16 protein-coding genes are annotated in these 18,693 nt (G+C 71.0%); 4 read left to right on the plus strand and 12 right to left on the minus strand.

Translation table 11 applies throughout. The features are described 5' to 3' along the window. Positions 1-73 precede the first annotated feature (73 nt). Positions 74-1,753 carry a hypothetical protein gene (locus C4F17_RS20910; RefSeq protein ID WP_106936529.1) on the plus strand — a complete coding sequence of 560 codons (1,680 nt, stop codon included), beginning with the start codon at positions 74-76 and terminating at the stop codon, positions 1,751-1,753. Here the strand turns inward: C4F17_RS20910 and C4F17_RS20915 are convergent. From C4F17_RS20915 to C4F17_RS20930, 4 genes are read right to left on the minus strand one after another with little or no spacing between them, the layout of a single operon-like run. Next, the gene (locus C4F17_RS20915; RefSeq protein ID WP_106936530.1) at positions 1,743-2,873 is read right to left on the minus strand and encodes a hypothetical protein; all 1,131 of its coding nucleotides are present in this window, start codon (positions 2,871-2,873) and stop codon (positions 1,743-1,745) included. The genes C4F17_RS20910 and C4F17_RS20915 overlap by 11 nt on opposite strands. A gap of 3 nt (positions 2,874-2,876) precedes the next feature. Continuing rightward, positions 2,877-3,653: a diiron oxygenase gene (locus C4F17_RS20920; RefSeq protein WP_106936531.1), complete on the minus strand. Its 777-nt coding sequence runs from the start codon at positions 3,651-3,653 to the stop codon at positions 2,877-2,879. After that, positions 3,643-4,656, minus strand: a complete 1,014-nt coding sequence (locus C4F17_RS20925; protein WP_106936532.1) for a hypothetical protein — start codon at positions 4,654-4,656, stop codon at positions 3,643-3,645. The genes C4F17_RS20920 and C4F17_RS20925 overlap by 11 nt, the downstream gene beginning before the upstream one ends. Positions 4,657-4,707: 51 nt before the next feature. Beyond that, the gene (locus C4F17_RS20930; protein ID WP_106936533.1) at positions 4,708-5,736 is read right to left on the minus strand and encodes a glycosyltransferase; all 1,029 of its coding nucleotides are present in this window, start codon (positions 5,734-5,736) and stop codon (positions 4,708-4,710) included. 96 nt (positions 5,737-5,832) lie between these two features. Here C4F17_RS20930 and C4F17_RS20935 point away from each other — a divergent pair, with 96 nt between their 5' ends. Continuing rightward, positions 5,833-7,173, plus strand: a complete 1,341-nt coding sequence (locus C4F17_RS20935; protein ID WP_106937633.1) for a UDP-glucose dehydrogenase family protein — start codon at positions 5,833-5,835, stop codon at positions 7,171-7,173. A 13-nt stretch (positions 7,174-7,186) separates the two neighbouring features. On the opposite strand, the gene C4F17_RS20940 is transcribed toward C4F17_RS20935, so the two are convergent. The 3 genes from C4F17_RS20940 to C4F17_RS20950 all read right to left on the minus strand — a co-directional run bounded on the left by C4F17_RS20940 (position 7,187) and on the right by C4F17_RS20950 (position 11,335). Beyond that, entirely contained in the window at positions 7,187-8,311 is a 1,125-nt protein-coding gene (locus C4F17_RS20940) for a CaiB/BaiF CoA transferase family protein (protein ID WP_106936534.1), read from the minus strand. Positions 8,312-8,609: 298 nt separating this feature from the next. Then, positions 8,610-9,587 (minus strand): Bug family tripartite tricarboxylate transporter substrate binding protein, encoded by a 978-nt coding sequence (locus C4F17_RS20945; RefSeq protein ID WP_081267517.1) that lies wholly within the window; start codon positions 9,585-9,587, stop codon positions 8,610-8,612. 38 nt (positions 9,588-9,625) lie between these two features. Beyond that, positions 9,626-11,335, minus strand: a complete 1,710-nt coding sequence (locus tag C4F17_RS20950) for an acyl-CoA dehydrogenase family protein (protein ID WP_106937634.1) — start codon at positions 11,333-11,335, stop codon at positions 9,626-9,628. 101 nt (positions 11,336-11,436) lie between these two features. Between C4F17_RS20950 and C4F17_RS20955 the strand changes: the two genes are divergently transcribed. Beyond that, the gene (locus C4F17_RS20955) at positions 11,437-12,336 is read left to right on the plus strand and encodes a LysR family transcriptional regulator (protein WP_106936535.1); all 900 of its coding nucleotides are present in this window, start codon (positions 11,437-11,439) and stop codon (positions 12,334-12,336) included. Here C4F17_RS20955 and C4F17_RS20960 read toward each other — a convergent pair. From C4F17_RS20960 to C4F17_RS20975, 4 genes are all read right to left on the minus strand, one after another. After that, a complete protein-coding gene (locus C4F17_RS20960; protein WP_081267519.1) occupies positions 12,327-13,361 on the minus strand; it encodes a serine/threonine protein kinase in 1,035 nt (344 codons plus the stop codon). The genes C4F17_RS20955 and C4F17_RS20960 overlap by 10 nt on opposite strands. Positions 13,362-13,394: 33 nt before the next feature. Next, complete coding sequence (locus C4F17_RS20965; protein ID WP_106936536.1) at positions 13,395-14,510, minus strand: DUF2855 family protein; 1,116 nt, start codon at positions 14,508-14,510, stop codon at positions 13,395-13,397. A 147-nt stretch (positions 14,511-14,657) separates the two neighbouring features. Beyond that, positions 14,658-16,097, minus strand: coding sequence for an N-acyl-D-amino-acid deacylase family protein (locus C4F17_RS20970; protein ID WP_106937635.1), 1,440 nt, complete (start codon positions 16,095-16,097; stop codon positions 14,658-14,660). 10 nt (positions 16,098-16,107) lie between these two features. Further along, positions 16,108-17,097: a Bug family tripartite tricarboxylate transporter substrate binding protein gene (locus tag C4F17_RS20975; RefSeq protein ID WP_106936537.1), complete on the minus strand. Its 990-nt coding sequence runs from the start codon at positions 17,095-17,097 to the stop codon at positions 16,108-16,110. Between the two features lie 170 nt (positions 17,098-17,267). On the opposite strand from C4F17_RS20975, the gene C4F17_RS20980 reads away from it, so the two are divergent. Beyond that, on the plus strand, positions 17,268-18,161 hold the full coding sequence (locus tag C4F17_RS20980) for a LysR substrate-binding domain-containing protein (protein ID WP_234382248.1): 894 nt from the start codon (positions 17,268-17,270) through the stop codon (positions 18,159-18,161). A 72-nt stretch (positions 18,162-18,233) separates the two neighbouring features. On the opposite strand, the gene C4F17_RS20985 is transcribed toward C4F17_RS20980, so the two are convergent. After that, positions 18,234-18,659: an organic hydroperoxide resistance protein gene (locus C4F17_RS20985; protein ID WP_019657755.1), complete on the minus strand. Its 426-nt coding sequence runs from the start codon at positions 18,657-18,659 to the stop codon at positions 18,234-18,236. Between the last annotated feature and the right edge of the window lie 34 nt (positions 18,660-18,693).

The raw sequence follows: 18,693 nt of genomic DNA on the forward strand, positions 1-18,693 counted from the left end.
CCTAGATTGGCGCATCGCCAGAAAGGGTTGGCGGGGCGGTGTGCACGGGCAGGCCGGCCTGCCCGGAAAAACAATGAAAACTCGCCGGTTCCACCACGTCGTCTTTGCGGACGATTTTTTTCGCTCCGCGGCCAACGGCCTGACCTACCACGTCGCGAACCGGCGATTCCTGCGTGCTTTCTTCGACACCGCTCTCGGCCGCCTGGGCCTGCCGGTGCAGGAGGTCGCGCCGCTGTCCGACGGCGGGCGCATCGACGTCGCGCGCCTCATGGCCCGGCTCGACCTGCCCTGCACCCCGGCCGGCTGGGCCCGCGCCTGCATCGCCGACCTGGCGCCGCTGGCGGGGCGCGACGGCATGCCGGCGTTCGACCCCGGCTGCCTGGTGATCGGCTGGGGGCTGACGCCAGCGCTGCAGCACTGCATCGACCGCGGCGGCGCCAGCTACCTCGACATCGAGATCGACCCGCGCCGCTTCACCGAGCACCTGCACTTCTGCGCCCGCACCAACGACCCCGCCATCGAGGCCGCGCTGCGCGCGCGCCGGGTGGACGAGGAGCTGTTCTGGAACCACGCGAGCGTGCTCAAGGGCTACTTCGCCAGGCGCGGCGCCGCTTCGCTGTTCGACCCGCGCCTGCGCGTGGGGCTGTTCTTCGGCCAGAGCCTGGTTGACCTGTCGCTGGTGGGCGGCGGGCGCACCATGCATCCGGCCAGCGTGATCGCGCCGCTGCGCGAACTGGCGCGCGGGGTCGACCTGCTGGTCATCAAGCCGCACCCGTACGAGCCCGCGCTGCACGACCTCGCGCCCATCGCACGGGCCATTCCCAACGTCGCGTGGACGCAGGAGAACACGTATGCGCTGCTGTCGGCGAACAACGTGCACTTCGCGTCGGCGCTGTCGTCCAGCGTGCTGGCCGAGGCGCGCTATTTCCGCAAGCCCGCGCACGCGCTGATCCATGCGGACCGCAATGCGCGCTCGCAGCTGCCGGCGGCATGCTCGGGCTGGATGCCGATCGGCGCCGGGCTCGGCGCGATGGACTTCATGGCCGAGGCCTGCGGCGACATCTCGCCTTTGTCAGCCAATGCCGCCGCCAGCGCATCGGCGTGGCCGGCCGCCGCCATCGAGCAGGCATTCGCGCTGCGCTGGGGCTTCGACGACAAGAGCCAGGGCCTGCGCGACGTGGCCGAGCTGCGCCTGGACCGGCCCTACATGTTCCATCCCGGCAGCCCCGCGGCCGGCTGGCTCAGCCACGGCTGGGCCGGCTTCGACGGGGAGGGCGCGCGCAGCGAGGGCGAACTGGCCAGCCTGGTCATACCGCTGCCCGCGCTGGCGCCTTCGCAATCGCTTGCGGTTTCGCACCAGAGCCCGCACCGCATCGAGGTGCGGGTGGACTACCGCAGCAATGCCAAGGCCACGAGCGTGCACGCCATGTTCGACGGCGTGGTGCTGCCGGCCCGGCGCGTCACGGGGGCGCGGCGCCGCAGCCTCGTGTTCGACATCGAGGCCGCGGCGGCGCGCAAGTGCCTGGTGCTGCAGTTCGTGGTGGCGGACACCGGGCGCTCCCTGCCGCGCCGTGCGCTGGCGCGGCCGTCTTTCACGATCAAGCGGCTGCAGGTGTCGCTGCGCATGGGCCGGGGCGTGGTCTCGGCGCCGCCGAAGGCCACGTCGATGCGATGGGCCGAGATGCATCCGCTGCGCGCGGCGGCCCGCGTGTTCCGCGCGGTGGTCGATTCGGCGCGCGGGGTCATGGGCTAGCCGGCGCGCCGCCCGCAAGGCGCAGCAGCAGCGTGACCCATTGCTGGCGGCGGTCGATGGCGGCCTGCCTGCCTTCGACGCCGTCCGTGGTGTTGCCGGCATTCATGGCGAGCAGTTCGCCCGCCGCGGTTGCCACGGCCCGCGCGAACTTCGCCGCGTCGCCGCGCCACACCACCACCCGGTGCTCGAGCCCGAGCTGCGCGGCGCGCCCGGCGTTGATCGCCTGTTCGGGCTGGTCGGTCAGCAGCAGCAGGATCGGCTTGCGGTACACCGCCGCGATCGACAGCGCCGCCATGCCCGGCGCGGAGACGATGAAGGCGCTGCGCGCTGCGGCCTCGATCCAGTGCTCGTCGCGCGCATGCCAGCGGGGACGCCGCGCATAGCCTTCGCCCACCAGGTGCGCCGGCAGGCCCGCGTCGGCCAGGCCCTGCTCCAGGCCTTCGGCCAGGGCCGGTTCCTCGAAGTGGGGGTTCAGGTAGACAGCGGCGGCGCGCGGCGCGGCCTCCTGTGCATGGGCCACCGCATCCACCACCGCGACCGGCGTCGGCAGCCGCCAGCCGCCGCGCCCGTCGTGGGCCGGCTCGCCGTGCGCGAAGTCATGCGCGATGCGCGCGAGGCTGCGGTCGATCTGCCACGCCACGATGCCGCCGAACAGCCGCGCCACGGCGCCCGGCATGCGGCCCTCGAAGTTGGTCTGCAGCGCATGCCGCAGGCTCGCGCCGTACACGTGCACGACCTTGCGGCGCCAGAACGGCAGCCAGCCCATCAGCAGCAGCGCGGGGTGGAAGGAGTCGTTCACCACCAGGTCCGCGTCGCGGAAGCGGCGGCTCAGCCGCAGCACGTCGCGCAGCATGCGCGTGGGGCGGAACATGTAGTGCGCCACGTTGCGGTCGGTCTCGCGGCGCAGCATGTTCTGCTCCTTGTCGAACTGCACCGCGTAGTGGCGCGAAAGCACGGGCGCGTCGATGCCGAAGCCGGCCAGGAAGCGCGCGCCTTCGTCCGAGGTGGTGAGCACCTGCACCCGCGCGCCGGCGTCGCGCAGCGCGTGCGTCAGCAGCTGCGCGCGCATCAGGTGGCCGCGCGCGTCCGCGGTCGCGAGGTAGAGGATGCGCGGCGGCATCGCTCAGGCGTGATGCCGGTGCCGCAGCGGCCGCGTGGCGCCAGGGCGCAGCCGCAGGGCCACGCCCGCCAGCCACATCCCGGCCGCGCCGGTGATGCCGAAGCCGCGTTCGGTGTCTCGCACCTCGCGCATCAGCTGTGCGAGCCGGGCCTGCTCGTGCGGCGCCACGCAGCGCTGCAGCGTGTGGCTGCACAGGCGGATGTGGCGGTCTTCGTCGGCCAGCACGCGCGACAGCAGCGGATGCAGCGGATGCTGCTGGCCGATCAGCGCGCAGTGGCGCTGCAATATGCGCGAGGCCATCTGCTCCGCGCTCAGGCCGATGGCATAGGCAGGCACCAGCCCGCCGTGCGCGAAGTGCGGCGCATGCCGGCGGATCAGCTGCTGCCAGCGCGCCAGCTTGCGGCGGCTGAACCAGTCGGGCCGGGGTGCTTCCTCGGGCGAGGCGGCGGCCTGGGCGGTGCCGCCGCGCAGGTTGATGGCTTCCGCGAAAAGGCGCGCGTGCAACTGCTCGTCGGCCAGGTGCTGGTCGAGCTGGCGCGCGAGCCAGTCGGGCGGGTCGATGCGCAGCTCACGCTGCAGCGCCTGCTCGGACGATTCCTCGCCCACCAGGTAGAAGCGCAGCAGCAGCATCTCGCCCGCATTGCTCGCATGCAGCTGCCGCAGCGCGGCGCGCTTGACGTGGTGCACGATGCGCGCCTGCAGCGCGGGCCAGCCGCTAAGCCGCGGCGGGGCGAGGCAGTCGAAGCCGGCTGCCGCGTCTGGTGTCTGGTCAGCGGGCATCGGCCTTGGCCTGCACGGGCTGCGGCTGTTGCTGCTGCTGCCAGCCCAGCACGAGCCCGATGAAGCTGTCCTGCAGGAACGCGCGCGCGGCCGCGTCGGCGCCCGCGAACTCGCGCTGCTGTCCGTCGTAGCGCACGAAGCCCTTGCCGCCGGCCGCGCCGAGCACCAGCTTCTCGTTCTTGCGGAAGCCGCGCTGCAGCAGCGGCTGCAACAGCGACTGCGACTCGAGCCCGTACAGGAACAGGTCGCGCTGCACCACCTGGCGCGGGATCTTGCCGCTGAGCGCCTGCAGCTCCAGCGTCCAGTTGCCTTGTCGCATCGCTTCGGCCAGTTCGCGGCCCTTGGCGGCCGGCGCGTGGAAGCGCGCGCGCGCCACCGACTTCGACGCCTTGCCCAGCCCCAGGCCGATGGTGATGTCGGCGTCTCTTGCGCCATCGGTGCGGTTGTCGTCCACCTGCACCAGCACATTGGCCAGGCGCGCCGTGAGCGAGGGCCTGGCCAGCGCTTCGATGACCTGGTCGGCCGTGAGCACCACGCGGTCGGTGTTCGCCTCGTTCACCACGACCTGGTACGGGTCGATGCGGATGTCGTTGAACTCCCCGCCGATAGGCGAGTGCGCGTGGCTGCTCACCGACCAGTCGGTGCCCGAGCGGCTCAGCAGCGCGTGGAAGGTCAGCGGCACGCGCTGGCCGCCGCGCGCCTGGCCCGAGCCCTGCAGCAGCACGTCGCCGACGATGGTCTTCTCGGCGTAGCTGCGGGTGTTGGTGAAGCGGATGGTGTGCGCGGCGCCGTCGAGCGCAGCGCGCGTTTCGGGGTCGTCGAGGGCGAGGCGGTTGCAGTCGTTGCCCGCGCCGGCCAGCGCCGCGAAGGGGCAGCCGGCATCGGACTTGAAGTTGAAGACGCCGCGGCCGGCGAAGTCGGCAGCGCTGGCCAGCGTGAAGGCGCCTGCGAGCGCGAGGCCGAGCGCGGCGCGGCGCGCCGGAAACGAAGAGCGGATGTGCATGGTCTTTGTCGTTTGTTGTTCTTGTGTCGAGTGCCGCTCAGGGCAGGCGATTCAGGGCCGGTGATAGGAGAGCGCCTGCGCGTCCGCGTTGGTGCGGCCCGTGGTGTGCCAGCCGATGCCGCGCGCGAACGCGCCCAGCATGTCGACGGCCGAGAAACCCAGGATCAGCGCCACGCCCGCGAGCCAGCGCAGGCCGCGCAGCGGCGGCAGGTCTTGATGGTTCAGCGCCTTCACGCTGAAGCCCAGCCGCGTGAACAGCACGCACAGCGGGCCGATGGGGCCGCTCTTGGCCAGCCACTGCCAGCGCGGCGACACGTAGCTGCGCAGCAGGTGCGGCGTGAGCGAGTAAGTGTCCTGCCCGCGCATCCAGCGCAGCTTGAGCGCCTCCAGGCGCGTGTCGGGCAGGCGGTGTTCGGTGTGGGCCGTGGCCGCGTAGCGAATGGGCACGCCCGCCGCCTTCAGCCGCATGCCCAGCACCTGGCAGTGCGCGCGGTACACGCCGTCGAGCGCCTGGTAGCTGTGCCGCTCGAACACCTCGCGGCGGAAGGCCACGTTGTTCGCGTAGAAGTTGCTCGTGGCGCCGGCATGGCCGGCGTTGGGGAAGTACATGAAGTCGATGGTCGTCAGCGCGGTGCCGACCACGTTGGCCGCGTAGCTGGTGCGCCCGGCCACCACGGCGGGCGCATCGGCGCCTTGCGTGAACGGCAGCAGCATCTGCAGCAGCCAGTCGTCGTCGGGCAGGCAGTCGGCATCGGCGAACACCACGTGCGTGCAGCGCTGCGCATCGGTGGCCGCGAAGCCGGCGTTCTTGGCGTCGTAGTACCCGGTGGCCGCGTCGATGCGCACGAAGTCGACCGGGCGGCCCGCGAGCGCGCTCACTGCATCGCAGGTGGCGGGGCTCAGCCCGTCGTGCGTGATGACCACCTGCGCGAGCGCCGTGAGCGGCAGCTTCTGTTTCGCGAGCAGTGCCACCAGGCGCTGCAGGCTGGCGCCGGCCCTAGCCTCGGCATCCGCTCCGCCGCGCAGGTTGTTGGTCTCCAGGACCAGCGCGCAACGCGCGGCAACTTGATCGGGCATCATCGAATTTTCCTGTCCGGACATTGTTTTGAAGGCTTGCACCCTGCTTTTATCGCACAACCGCGCCAGCCACCAGTGCAGCGCGCCGCCGGGCCGGCCATGAAGGTCGGCATCTTCGGCGCCGGCTACGTGGGCCTGAGCTTCGCGGCCTGCCTGGCCGAGGCCGGGCACGAGGTGCTCTGCACCGACGCCGACCTGCCGCGCATCGAAGGCCTGCAGCGTGGCCTGATGCCCTTGCACGAACCGGACCTGGAGCCCCTGGTGGCCGAGGGCCTGGCCGCCGGCACGCTGCGCTTCACCGCCGACGCGCAGGCCGCCTGCGGGCACGGCGACGTGCTCTTCATCGTGGTCAACACGCCGGCGGATGCGCAAGGGCGCGTCGACCTGCGGCAAGTGATGGCGGTGGCGGCGGGCATCGGGCGGCACCGCGAGCGCGAGGCGCTGGTGGTGTGCAAGTCGACCGCGCCGGTGGGCACGGCCGACCAGATCGAGGCCGTGCTGAGCGGCGAGCTTTCGCGGCGTGGCGCCTCGCTGCGCGTCGCGGTGGCCGCCAACCCCGAGTTCCTGCGCGAAGGCGCGGCGGTGCGCGACTGCCGCCGGCCCGACCGCGTGGTGATCGGCACGCGGGACCCGTGGGCCATCGACCTGCTGGCCCGGCTCTACGCGCCGTTCGTGAGCGAACCCGAAAGGCCGCTGCTGGTGATGGACCGCCGCTCGGCCGAGCTCACCAAGTACGCAGCCAACGCGATGCTCGCCACCCGCATCAGCTTCATGAACGAGATGGCGCGCGTGGCCGGGCACGCGGGCGCCGACATCGAGATGGTGCGGCGCGGCATTGGCGCCGACCACCGCATCGGGCCCGACTTCCTGCAGGCGGGCGCGGGCTACGGCGGCTCCTGCCTTGCCAAGGACGTGCGCGCGCTGACCCGCATGGCCGAGCGCGACGGCCATGCGTTGCGCATTCTCTCGGCGGTCGAGGCCGCGAACCACGAGCAGAAGGGCCGGTTGTTCGACCTGATGACCCACCACTTCGAAGGCCGCATCGCGGGCAAGACCGTCGCCGTGTGGGGCCTGGCCTTCAAGCCCGACACCGACGACATGCGCGACGCGCCCAGCCTGGTGCTGCTTGAGCGGCTGCTGGCGGCCGGCGCGCGCGTGCAGGTGCACGACCCGGCCGCGATGGCGAATGCGCGCGCCATCGTCGGCGAGCGCGACGGCCTGCTCTGGTGCGCCACCGCGCAAGAGGCGCTGCACGGCGCCGACGTGCTGGCGCTGGTGACCGAGTGGCCGGTGTTCCGCGAGGCCGGCCTTGCGCAGATCGCGCGAGAACTGCGCATGCCGGCGATCTTCGACGGCCGCAATGTCTATGACGCGGCGCAAGTGGAGGCCGCGGGCATCGCGTACTACGGCATCGGGCGCGGGCGCGCGGTGCCGCGCTGAGGCGGTCGCCCGGTCAGTCCTGCGGCAGGAAGGCGTCGCCCGGCGTGAGCGGCGCATGCCGGTAGCTGGCCGGCGTGCGGCTCAGCTTCACCGGCGCGCCGATGCCGCGGTAGCCGCCGGGCATCTCGACCACCATCTCGCGGTGCAGCGTGTGCGGGTGCTGCAGCGCGGCGTCGACCGGCAGGACCGGCGCGGCGGGCACGCCGGCGGCCATGAGCTGCTCGACGAGTTGGCGGCCGTCGAAAGCGGCCATGGCCGCCTCGAGCCGCTGCTTGAGCTCGCCGCGGTTCACCGAGCGCGCACCGGCGGAGCGGTAGAGCGGATCTTCGGCAAGCCCGGGCAGGCCGATGCAGCGGCACAGGCTGGCGAACTGGCGGTCGTTGCCCACGGCGATGAACACGGGGTCGGTGCCGGTGGCGAGTGCGTCGTAGGGGTAGATGTTGGGATGCGCGTTGCCGGTGCGGCGCGGCGCGGTGCCGTCCATGAACCAGTTGGCCGCATGCGGATGCAGCAGCGACAGGCCGCTGTCGTACAGCGCCGCTTCCACGAACTGGCCGCGTCCGCTGCGGTTGCGTTCCTGCAGCGCGAGCAGCACGCCGATGACCGCGTTGAGGCCGGTCACCATGTCGACCACGGGCAGACCGACGCGCAGCGGGCCGCCATCGGCTTCGCCGTTGATGCTCATGATGCCGGTCATGGCCTGCACGGCGGCGTCGTAGCCGGGCAGCGCGCCGAGCGGACCATCGGCGCCGAAGCCGGAGACGCGGCACCACACGAGGCGCGGGAAGCGTTGCGACAGGGTCTCGTAGCCGATGCCCCAGCGTTCCATGGTGCCGGTCTTGAAGTTCTCGATGAGCACATCGGCCTCTGCGACCAGGGCGAGCAGCGATTCGCGGCCTTCTTCTGTCGAGAAGTCGAGGTGCTGCACGCGCTTGTTGCGGTTGAGGCCGTGGTAGTACGAGGCCACGCCTTCCTTGAACGGCGGGCCCCAGGTGCGGGTGTCGTCGCCTTGTGGCGGCTCGACCTTGAGCACATCGGCACCGTGGTCACCGAGGATCTGTCCGCAGTAGGGACCGCCGAGGATGCGGGAGATGTCCAGCACCCGGATGCCTGCGAGGGCGCCTTGGGGTTGTGTCATTTCTGTCTTTCGTTTGTTCTTTCTTTCTTTCGGGGCACGCTCACGCCGACGGGGTACCTTGCTCCGCGAATGTCCCCCGGCCTTCGGCCTCCTCCTTTATTTCGCTGCGCAAGGCACCCCGCCGTCGTGAGCGTTCAGAGCACTGGTTGATCGGCCCGCACGAGCGCGGCGTCCATCGTGCACAGGGCGTCGGGTGCTCCCCGCAGCGAAATAAAGGAGGAGGGGCGCAGCCCCGGGGGACATTCGCGGAGGGGAGTACCCGATGGCCTGTGCACACGCCACGAACGAAGCGGCTGAATCAGTCCAGCTGCGCCCCGGACTTCTGAACCACGTCCTTCCACTTGACCGACTCCGCGGCGATGAACTGCCCCAGCTTCTGTGGCGATGTGTCGGCCGATGCTTCCAGGCCTTGGGCAGAGAACATCTGCTTCACCTTGGGTGAGTTGAGCACCTCGGCAAACGCATGATTCAGCTTGGCCACGCGGTCCGCCGGCGTGCCGGCCGGCGCGACGATGCCGAAGAACACGCTCACGTCATAACCCTTGTAGCCCTGCTCCGCGATCGTCGGCACGTCGGGCAGCGCCTGCGAGCGCGCCGACGTGGCAACGCCCAGCGCGCGCAGCTTGCCCGCCTTCACATAAGGCAGCGCGGTGAGGATGTCGGTGAACGTCATGCTCACCTGGTTGCCCAGCAAATCATTGAGCGCCGGCCCCGTGCCTTTGTACGGAATGTGCTGCAGGTCCGTGCCCGCCACCGAGTTGAAGAGCACGCCCGCCAGGTGCGACGACGCACCGTTGCCCGAAGACGCATAGCTCAGCTTGCCGGGGTTGGCCTTGGCGTAGGCCACGAGCTCCGGCACGGTCTTCACCGGCAGGGCGGGGTTCACCACCAGGATGTTGGGCAGGTAGCCGACCTGGATCACCGGCGCGAAGCTCTTCACCGGGTCGTAGTTGATCTTGCGGTACAGGCTCTTGTTGATGGCCAGCGGGCCCGAGGTGCCGAACATCAGCGTGTGGCCGTCGGCCTCGGCGCGCGCCACGTATTCGGCGCCGATGTTGCCGCCCGCGCCCGCGCGGTTCTCCACGATCATCGGCTGGCCGAGGCGGTCCTTCATCTCGGCGGCGAGCGTGCGCGCCATCGCGTCGGTCGGGCCGCCGGGCGGGAAGGGCACGACCAGCGTCAAGGGCTTGGCGGGAAAGGCGTCGGCCGCATGCGCGGCGGGCACGGCGGCCACGAGCGTGGCGCATGCGGTCAGCAGGAAGATGAAGCGTTTCAAAGGGATGTCTCCGTTTTTGTGTGTTGGGGAAAGCAGGTTCAGGCGATGGCCTGCGCGGTGCGTGCGGCGGGTGCGCCGTTCCAGTCGGCGGGCATCGCATCGGGCGAGAGCGGGTCGCGCGGCAGCACGCGGTGCAGCAGCACCAGCTGCGCCCAGCGCAGGCGCGGCGCGGAGCCGCCGTGCGCGGCCTCCCAGGCCATCGCGATGGCGCTGGTGCAGTGGTAGAGCGCCGATGCCGCCTGGCGCGCGAGCACGTCGCCGCCTTCGCGCGCGGCGGTCTCGGTCAGCGCGGCGGCGCGGTCCAGCGCGTCGCGCAGGGCCTTGGCGAAAGCCGGGGCCAGCGCCGCGTCGTCGAGCAGCTTGCGGCAGTGCGCGCGCAGCACGGGCAGCGAGCCTTCGCGCTTGACCGCGCGGATCACGTCGAGCGCCACGATGTTGCTCGTGCCTTCCCAGATCGAGCCCAGGTGCGCGTCGCGCACCAGGCGCGCATCGCTCCATTCCTCGATGTAGCCGCAGCCGCCGCGCACTTCCATTGCATCGCCCGTCACCTTGCGCGCATCGCGGCAGGCGCGGAACTTGATGAGCGGCGTGAGGATGCGCAGCAGCGCATAGGCGTCGCGCTCGCCGGCGTCGGAGCGGGCGAGCGCCAGAGCGGTCTGGCACACCATCGTGCGGGCCTGCTCGGCCGGCAGGCGCAGCTTGTCGAGCTGGCGCTGCATCAGCGGCATCTGATCGAGCGTGCGGCCGAAGGCGCGGCGCTCGGAAGCGATGAACTCGGCCTCGGCCACCGCACGGCGCATCAGGCCGGCGGCGCGCACGCCGTTCGACAGGCGCGAGTTGTTGACCATGTCGGCCATCTGCACGAAGCCGCGGCCGGCCTCGCCCACGAGGTACGCGACCGCGCCTTCGAGGCGGATCTCGCCGCTGGCCATCGAGCGCGTGCCCAGCTTGTCCTTCAGCCGGATGATGCGGTAGTGGTTGAGGCTGCCGTCGTCCAGCCGGCGCGGCAGCAGGAACAGCGACACGCCCTTCATGCCGGGCTGGCCGCCCGATTCGTCGTCGGCGCGCGCCAGCACCATCGCGAAATCGGCGTCGGGGTTGGAGCAGAACCACTTGTCGCCGCTCAGGCGCCAGCTGCCGTCGGCTTCCTGATAGTGGGCCAGCGTGGCGGTGGCGGCGATGTCGGAGCCGGCGGCCTGCTCGGTCATGAACATCGCGCCCTGCGCGAGTTCGTCGAAGTCGAGCGAGGTCAGGCGCGGCAGAAATTTGGCGACCAGCTCAGGGTGGCCGAATTTCTTGAGCGTGCGCGTGAGCGAATCGGTCATCGACACCGGGCAGCACAGGCCGAACTCGGCCTGCACGAACAGGTAGGTCAGCACGTATTTGACGAGCGGCGGCATCCTGCCCTGCCAGCCCAGCGTCTCGTCGCGGTGCGAGATGGCGGCCAGGCCGAACTCGGCGAGCGCCAGGCGTTCCATCTCGACGTAAGCGGGGTGCTTGAGGATCTTCTGGTCGTCCAGCCCGGTGCGGGTGCGCTGCTTCAGCACGGGCGGGTTGCGGTCGGCGGTGCCGGCCAGTTCGTCGAGCAGGCCGCCCGCGAGGCCGCCCAGGCGCTCGAAGTGCGGCTGCATGTGCCGGCGCAGGTCTTCGGGCAGGTAGAGCGCGAGCAGCGCGTGCAGCTCGGCGTCGGTGGTGAACAGGTTCTGGCCGTGCCGGTCGGGAATCGGATGGGCTTGCTCTGCGGACATGCGCTTTGTCTCCATGGGTCCTTTGGTCTGGCGCATTGTTGGAGCCGCGACGATCCGTGTCTAATATCGATTTGGTCTTGTTCGATTCGATCTGACTATCCATGGAACTGCGGCACCTGCGCTACTTCTCCGTGCTCGCCGAAGAACTGCACTTCGGCCGGGCGGCGCGGCGCCTGTCGATCTCGCAGCCGCCGCTGTCGGTGGCGATCCGCCAGCTCGAGGACACGGTGGGCGCGCGGCTCTTCGAGCGCAACAGCAAGGAGGTGCGGCTCACGCCGGCCGGCGAGGCGCTGCGCGTGTCGGCGCGGCGCGTGCTGCTGCAGGCGGAAGAGGCGGCCGCGGAGGCGCGCGACGTGGCGCTGGGTTCGGCGGGGCGGCTGCGCATCGGCTTCGTCGGCGCGATGCTGTACCGGGGACTGCCGCAGGCGCTGCGGGCTTTCCAGGCGAAGCACCCGGCGGTGCGCATCACCCTGAGCGAACTCAATTCCGGCGTGCAGATCACCGAGCTGCTGAACGACCGGCTCGACCTGGGCTTTGCCCACACGCGGCGCGTGCCGCTCGAACTGCAGCACCGGCTGCTGCTGTCGGAGCCCTTCGTGGCCTGCCTGCCGGCGGAGCATGCGCTCGCGCGCAAGCGGGTGCTGGCGCCGGCCGACCTGCGCGCGCAGCCGTTCGTGCTGTTCTCGCGCGAGGCCTCGCCCGACTATCACGAGCGCATCCTGTCGATCTGCGCCGACGCCGGCTTCCTGCCCGAGGTGCGGCATGAAGTGCGCCACTGGCTGGCCGTGGTCTCGCTGGTGTCGCAGGGGCTGGGCGTGGCGCTGGTGCCGCAGGCGATGCGCAATTCAGCCTTGCGCGGCGCTGTGTTCAGGCCGCTCGACCGCGCGGTGGCGCAGTCGGAGGCCTATGGCATCTGGCGCAACGGACCGGCCAACGTGCTGGTCGAGCGCCTGCTGCAGGGCGTGGCGGACAGCATTGCCGCCGACCAGAGTCAGGCGTAGAGGGGCTCCTCGGCCATTTGCTCGCACTGGTCTTCCAGCACCAGGATCTGCCCCTTCCAGTAGTCGCTGGAGCCGAACCACGGGAAGTTGATCGGGAAGATCGGGTCTTCCCAGCGCCGCGCCAGCCATGCGCTGTAGTGGATGAGCCGCAGGGTGCGCAGGGGCTCGATCAGCGCCAGCTCGCGCCGGTCGAATTCGCGGAACTGCTCGTAGCCGTCGAGCAGGCCCGACAGCTGCGCGGTGCGCTGGGCGCGGTCGCCCGACAGCAGCATCCACAGGTCCTGCACGGCGAAGCCGGTGCGCGCGTCGTCGAGGTCGACGAAGTGCGGGCCGCCGCCGGGGCGGTCGGTAGGCGTCCACAGAATGTTGCCGGGGTGCACGTCGCCGTGCAGGCGCAGCTTGCGCGGCTTGAAGTCGGAGGCCGGCGGCTGCAGCGCCAGCGCGGTGGCGCGGACCATGTCCAGCGCGTCGTTGCAGGCCTTTTCCCAGTCGCGCTGCACGTCCAGCGGGATCTTGTCGTTCTCCAGCAGCCAGTCGCGCGAGTCCAGGCCGAAGGTCTGCAGGTCGAGCGCGGGGCGGGCCTCGAAGGGCTTCGCGCTGCCCACGGTGTGGATGCGCGCGAGGAAGCGGCCGACCCATTCGAGCACCTCGAAGTCGTCGAGCTCGGGCGCGCGCCCTCCGCGGTACGGGCTCACGCTGAAAGCGAAGCCGGCGTGGTGGTGCAGGGTCTTGCCGTCGAAGGCCAGGGGCGGCACGGCGGGCACTTCGCCGGCGGCCAGTTCGAGCGAGAAGCCGTGCTCTTCGAGGATCTCGGCCTCGCTCCAGCGCCCGGGACGGTAGAACTTGACGACGACCGCGGAGCGGTCTTCCAGGTAGACCTGGTAGACCCGGTTCTCATAGGAATTCAGGCCGGTGAGCCGGCCGTCGCCGTGCAGGCCGAGCGTCGCGAGCGCGTCGAGCACCACGTCGGGCGTGAGGCTCTCGTAAGGATGTGTGTTCGCGGGCGCCGCGGAAGAAGGAGTCATGCGGCCATTGTCGCCACACGCGCGCTCCAGGGGTCAGGCGTCGCCGGGTTGTTTGTAAAGAGAAAGGACATGGCCCGCGCGCGGGTCGCCCTTGCCGGCCAGCACTTGCGCGTAGGCGGCCTGCACCGCCTCGCCGCCGTGGTGGCGCTCGGCGCGCAGCCAGGGCTTGTTCGCATCGGTCGCGGTGGCGATGAAGTCGCGCCAGGCGGCCACCATGCGGCGCCCGAACTCTTCCGCGCCCCATTCGGCGGTGCGCTTCTTGATCTGCGCGGGCGCGAAGAACAGCGTGGCGCGCGGGCCGGCCAGGTCCTTGCCGGCGCCCTTGGCGGCGAGCTGCTCGACGTGCGTGCCGCCGATGGAGCTGCTGTACTTCAGTTGGGTGAACCGGCCGTGGATGGCGTTGCGCAGCGCGCCGTTGCCCGCGAAGTCGATGTACACGCAAGGCGTGTCGGCCGCGATGGTGTCGAGCGCCTCGTAGGTCACGACGCGGTCGTAGCAGCCCAGGCTTTCGCAGAAGGCCACGTTGGCCGGCGAAGTCAGGCCGATCACCTCGATGCCTTCGCGCCGGTGCAGCTGGAACGCGGTGCCGTAGGCCGTCTTGCTCGATGCGCTGGACAGCAGCATGGTCCTTGCGCCGAAGAAATCGTTGTCGCCCATGAAGTCGTCGATCAGCCACGAGGTGATGAACAGCGGGCGCAGCAGCGACTGCGTGTCTTCCGAATCCGCGGTGTAGAGCGGGTCGCGCGCGCAGCGGAAATACTGGTTGTAGACGGCGGGCAGCTCGGCGCGGTGCGCCGCCGTGTCGGTGAAGCGCTCGGGCGACAGCCGCCCGGGGCTCAGCACCGCGCCGGTGGCCATCGGCCAGTAGCCGTAGAGCCGCTCGCCCACCGCCACGCCCGGGTGCAGCGACTGCACCACGCTCGCGAAGCCCCACACGGGAATGCTGCCCCAGCCTTCTTCGCCGGTCGGGTAGAACTGCCAGTAGCTCATCGCGTCGCCGAAGGCGGCATAGGTGATGTTGTTCGACGTGAGCGCAAAGCTGTCGATGCGCACGCGCACCTGGCCGTCGGCCAGCGGCGCGTCGGTGGCGGTGTGCAGCCGCGTGGTCGCGAGCTGGTCTTTGCGGATGAGAAGGCTGGTGGTGCTCATGGGCGAAGCTCCGGCAGTGGATCGTGCCCGCGACCTTAGCCAAGCGCCATGAAAGGCGCCATCGCGCGCAGCGTTTTGGCGTCGCGCGCGAGACATGCCGTGCCTGCCCTGCCGCCCTGCCGCTCTGCCGCTCTGGCGCTCTTCCGCTCAGTCCGAGCGCCCGTGCCGCAGCACGCGGCCCGCATGCACGTCGGCCGTGCGGCCCTCGCGGCAGGCGAGCCGGCCGTTGACGAACACCGCGTCGATGCCCGCGCTGGGCTCGGTGGGGTGGTCGAAGGTGGCGCGGTCGGCCACACGCTGCGCGTCGAACACCACGATGTCGGCATGGTGGCCGCTTGCCAGCAGGCCGCGTTCGTGCAGGCCGCAGCGGCGCGCGCTCAGGCCCGTCATCTTGTGTACCGCCGTCTCCAGCGAGAACAGCTTGCGCTCGCGCACGTAGTGGCCCAGCACGCGCGGGAAGGTGCCCCACAGGCGCGGGTGCGGGCTGGTGTCGTGCGCCAGGCCGTCGGAGCCGACCATGGCCATCGGGTGGCCGAGGATGCGGCTCACGTCGTCCTCGCTCATCGCGAAGTAGATCGCGCCGGCGGGCTGCAGCTCCGCGGCCAGCTGCTCGGGCGGGCGGCCGCGCTCGCGCGCCAGTTCGAACAGCGAGCGGCCGGCCGCGCTGGCGTCGGCCTTCGACCAAGTCACGCGCACGTCGTCGGACTGCGCCACGCGCCCGGGCAGCAGCATGGTCGACGAGGCGTTGTAGGGGTAGCAGTCGAAGCACACGCGCTGTGTTTGCGCGGCCTCCTCGATGGCCGCGAGCGTCTGCACCGAGCGGCCGTGGTTGGCCTTGCCGACCAGCTTGTGGTGCGACAGCACCGTGTCCACGCCCAGCGCGCGGCCGATGTGCAGCGCCTCGCGCAGCGCCTCGTCGATGGCGTCGGCCTCGTCGCGGATGTGCATGGTGACGATGCCGCGCGCGCCGGCCAGCGCGGCGCCCACGGCAATCACCTCCTGCGCGCTGGCGGCGCGCGCCGGCGGGTAGTAGAGGCCGGTCGACAAGCCGATGGCGCCGCTTTCCAGCGCCTGTGCCAGGTCGTCCGCCATGCGCCGCGTCTCGTCGCCGTTGGCCACGCGGTCCAGCCGCGCCATGTGCCGCACGCGCAGCGTCGAATGGCCGACCAGGCAGGCGGCATTGAGCGCGGGCCGTGCCTGTTCGAGCGCGTCGAGGTAGTCGCCGAAGCGATCGAAGCGCCAGGCGTCGCTGCCCAGCAGGTCGAGCGGCGCGGGCGGCGTGACCGCCGAGCACAGCGGCGCCAGGCTCACGCCGCAGTTGCCGGTGACCACGGTGGTCACGCCCTGCGACAGCTTGGGGTGGGCGCCCTGCGGCGCGTCGAGCAGCAGCCGGTCGTCGTGCGTGTGCACGTCGATGAAGCCCGGCGCCACGATGCGCCCGCGCGCGTCGAAGCGCTCGCGCGCCGCCACGCCGGCCAGCTCGCCCAGGCGCACGATGCGCCCCTGTTGCACGCCCACGTCGGCGCGCACGCGCGGCGCGCCGCTGCCGTCGATCACCTCGCCGCCTTCGATCACCAGGTCGAGCATCGCCATGCCTTCAATCGACCTGCGCGCCGGAGCGCTTCACCACGTCGGCCCACAGCGGCGTTTCGCGGGCCACGCGCTCCCACAGCCGCTGCGGCGGTCCGGTGAGCGTTTCGAAGCCGATGGCCGCGTACCTCTCGCGCATGGCCGGCGTGGCGAGGATGGCGTTGACGGCCGCGTTCAGCCGCTCGACCACGGCGGGGGGTGTCCTCGCGGGCGCCACGATGCCGCCCCAGGCCACCACGTCGTAGCCCGGCACGCCCGACTCGGCCACGGTGGGAATGGCCGGAAACAGGGCGCTGCGCTGCGCGCCCGTGACGGCCAGCACCGCGAGCCGCCCGGCCTGGATGTGCGGCGCGATCGAACTCAGGTTGTCGAACATCAGGTCCACCTGGCCGCCCATCAGGTCCTGGATGGCCTGGGGGCTGCCGCGGTAGGGCACGTGCGCCATGGACGTGCCCGTCAGGGTCTTGAACAGTTCGCCGCTCAGGTGGCCGGTGGTGCCGTTGCCGGCCGAGGCCATGGTGAGCTTGCCGGGACGGGCCTTCGCCAGCGCGACCAGTTCGCCCACGCTGTGCACGCCCAGGTCCTTGCGCACCACCAGCGCGTTCTGCACGTAGCCCAGCAGCGCGACGGGCACCAGCTGGCGGTCGGGGTCGTAGGGGAGCTTCGAGAACAGCGCCTTGTTGATGGCCAGCGTGCCCACGTTGCCGTAGCCCAGCGTGTAGCCGTCGGGCGCGGCGCGCGTCACGTCGACCATGCCGATGTTGCCGCTGGCGCCTGGCTTGTTGTCGATGACGATCGCCTGGCCCAGCGACTTCGACAGCTCGTTGGCCAGCAGGCGGCAGACCGCGTCGGGCGAGCCGCCCGCGGCCGAGGGCACGACCAGGCGCACCGCGCGCTCGGGCCAGTCGCCCGCGCGGGACGCCAGCGGCAGCGCCGCCAGCGCGGTGGCCGAAGCCAGCCGCAACAGCGCGCGGCGGGTGGGAATCTGCGGTGTCATGGAAAGCCTTTCATCGTCGAAGCCATCAAGGAATGGCCGCGATGTTGCGCGGCGCGCTCTCCGTGGACAAACCATGTTTGCTGCGTCTAGCATGAGGTTTTCGCATGCACTTTCGCGGTGCTGCACTGGCAAACGCCCACAGCGGCATGCACCGAAAGAGCGCTTTCCTCATGAACACCAACATCCGTGCCCCTTCGACGATGTCGCTGCTGTGCCTGGAGGCCAGCGCGCGGCTGCGCTCGTTCACCGCCGCCGCGCACGAGCTGCGGCTCACACAGGGCGCGGTGAGCCGCCAGGTGCAGAGGCTCGAGGACCGGCTCGGCGTGCGGCTGTTCACGCGCCGCCGCGAGGCGCTCGCGCTGACCGAGGCGGGGACGTACTACCTGGGCGAGGTGGCGCCCTTGCTGCGCCGGCTGGAGCGCGCCACCGCCACCGTCATGGCCCTGAAGGGGCGCGGCGGCGAACTGTCGCTGTCGGTGGGCGCGTCGGTCGGCAGCTACTGGCTCATTCCGCGGCTGCCGGCCTTCACCCGCGCGCACGGCGAGATCACGCTGAACCTGGGCACGCGCGTGGGCCAGGTCGACTTCCGCACCACGCCGGTCGATGCGTCGCTCGAGTTCAGCGACGGCCAGCGCGCCGGGCTGCACAGCGAGTTCGTGCTGCCGCTGGTGCTGTCACCCTACGCCTCGCCGTCGTGGGTCAAGGTGCACGGCAAGACGGTCGATGCCGGCACGCCGCGCTCGGCGCTCATCCACCATCACACGCTGCCCGACGGCTGGGACGAATGGTTCCGCCGCGAGGGCATCGCCGATGCGGCGCCGCGCGAGGGGCCGCGCTACGAGATCATGTCGATGGCGCTCAACGCGGCTGTCGCCGGCATGGGCGTGGCGCTGCTGCCGCCCTACATGGGCGAGGACATGGTGGCCTCCGGGCGGTTGAAGCGCCTGAGCCGCCACGCGCACCGCTACGCCAAGGGCTACTACCTCGTGTACCCGGAAGAGTCGGCGCGCATGCAGTCGCTGCAGGTCTTCAAGGCGTGGCTGCTCGCGCAGGCAGGCGCATGAAAAAAGGCGGCACCGTGGCCGGTGCCGCCTTCAATTGCGAGCTCGCCGAGCGCGCCAGCTGCGCTGGAGCTCTCAGGCGATGGTCAGTTCCACGTCAATGTTGCCGCGGGTCGCGTTCGAGTACGGGCAGACCTGGTGAGCCGTGTCGACCAGCTTCTGCTTGGCTTCGGCGTCCAGGCCGGGCAGCGTGATCGCCAGCTTCACGGCGATGCCGTAGGCGGCGCCGCCGTTCGTCGGGCCGAGGGAAACGCTGGAGTCGATGGCGACGTCTTCCGGCACCTTCACGCCGATCTTCGGGCCGACGGCCTTCATGGCGCCGATGAAGCAGGCGGCGTAGCCGACCGCGAACAGCTGTTCGGGGTTGGTGCCGGGCTTGCCGGAACCGGGCGAGCTCAGCTTGACGTCGATGGCGCCGTCGCTGGACTTGCCTGCGCCGTCACGGCCGCCGACCGTGTGGGCTTCTGCGGTGTAGAGCACTTTGTCGAGCTTGGTGGTCATGGTGATTCCTTTGATGATGGAGTGGAGGGAGGGT

It is taken from the genome of Variovorax sp. PMC12, assembly GCF_003019815.1.
In the GTDB taxonomy this organism is placed as follows: Bacteria; Pseudomonadota; Gammaproteobacteria; order Burkholderiales; family Burkholderiaceae_C; genus Variovorax.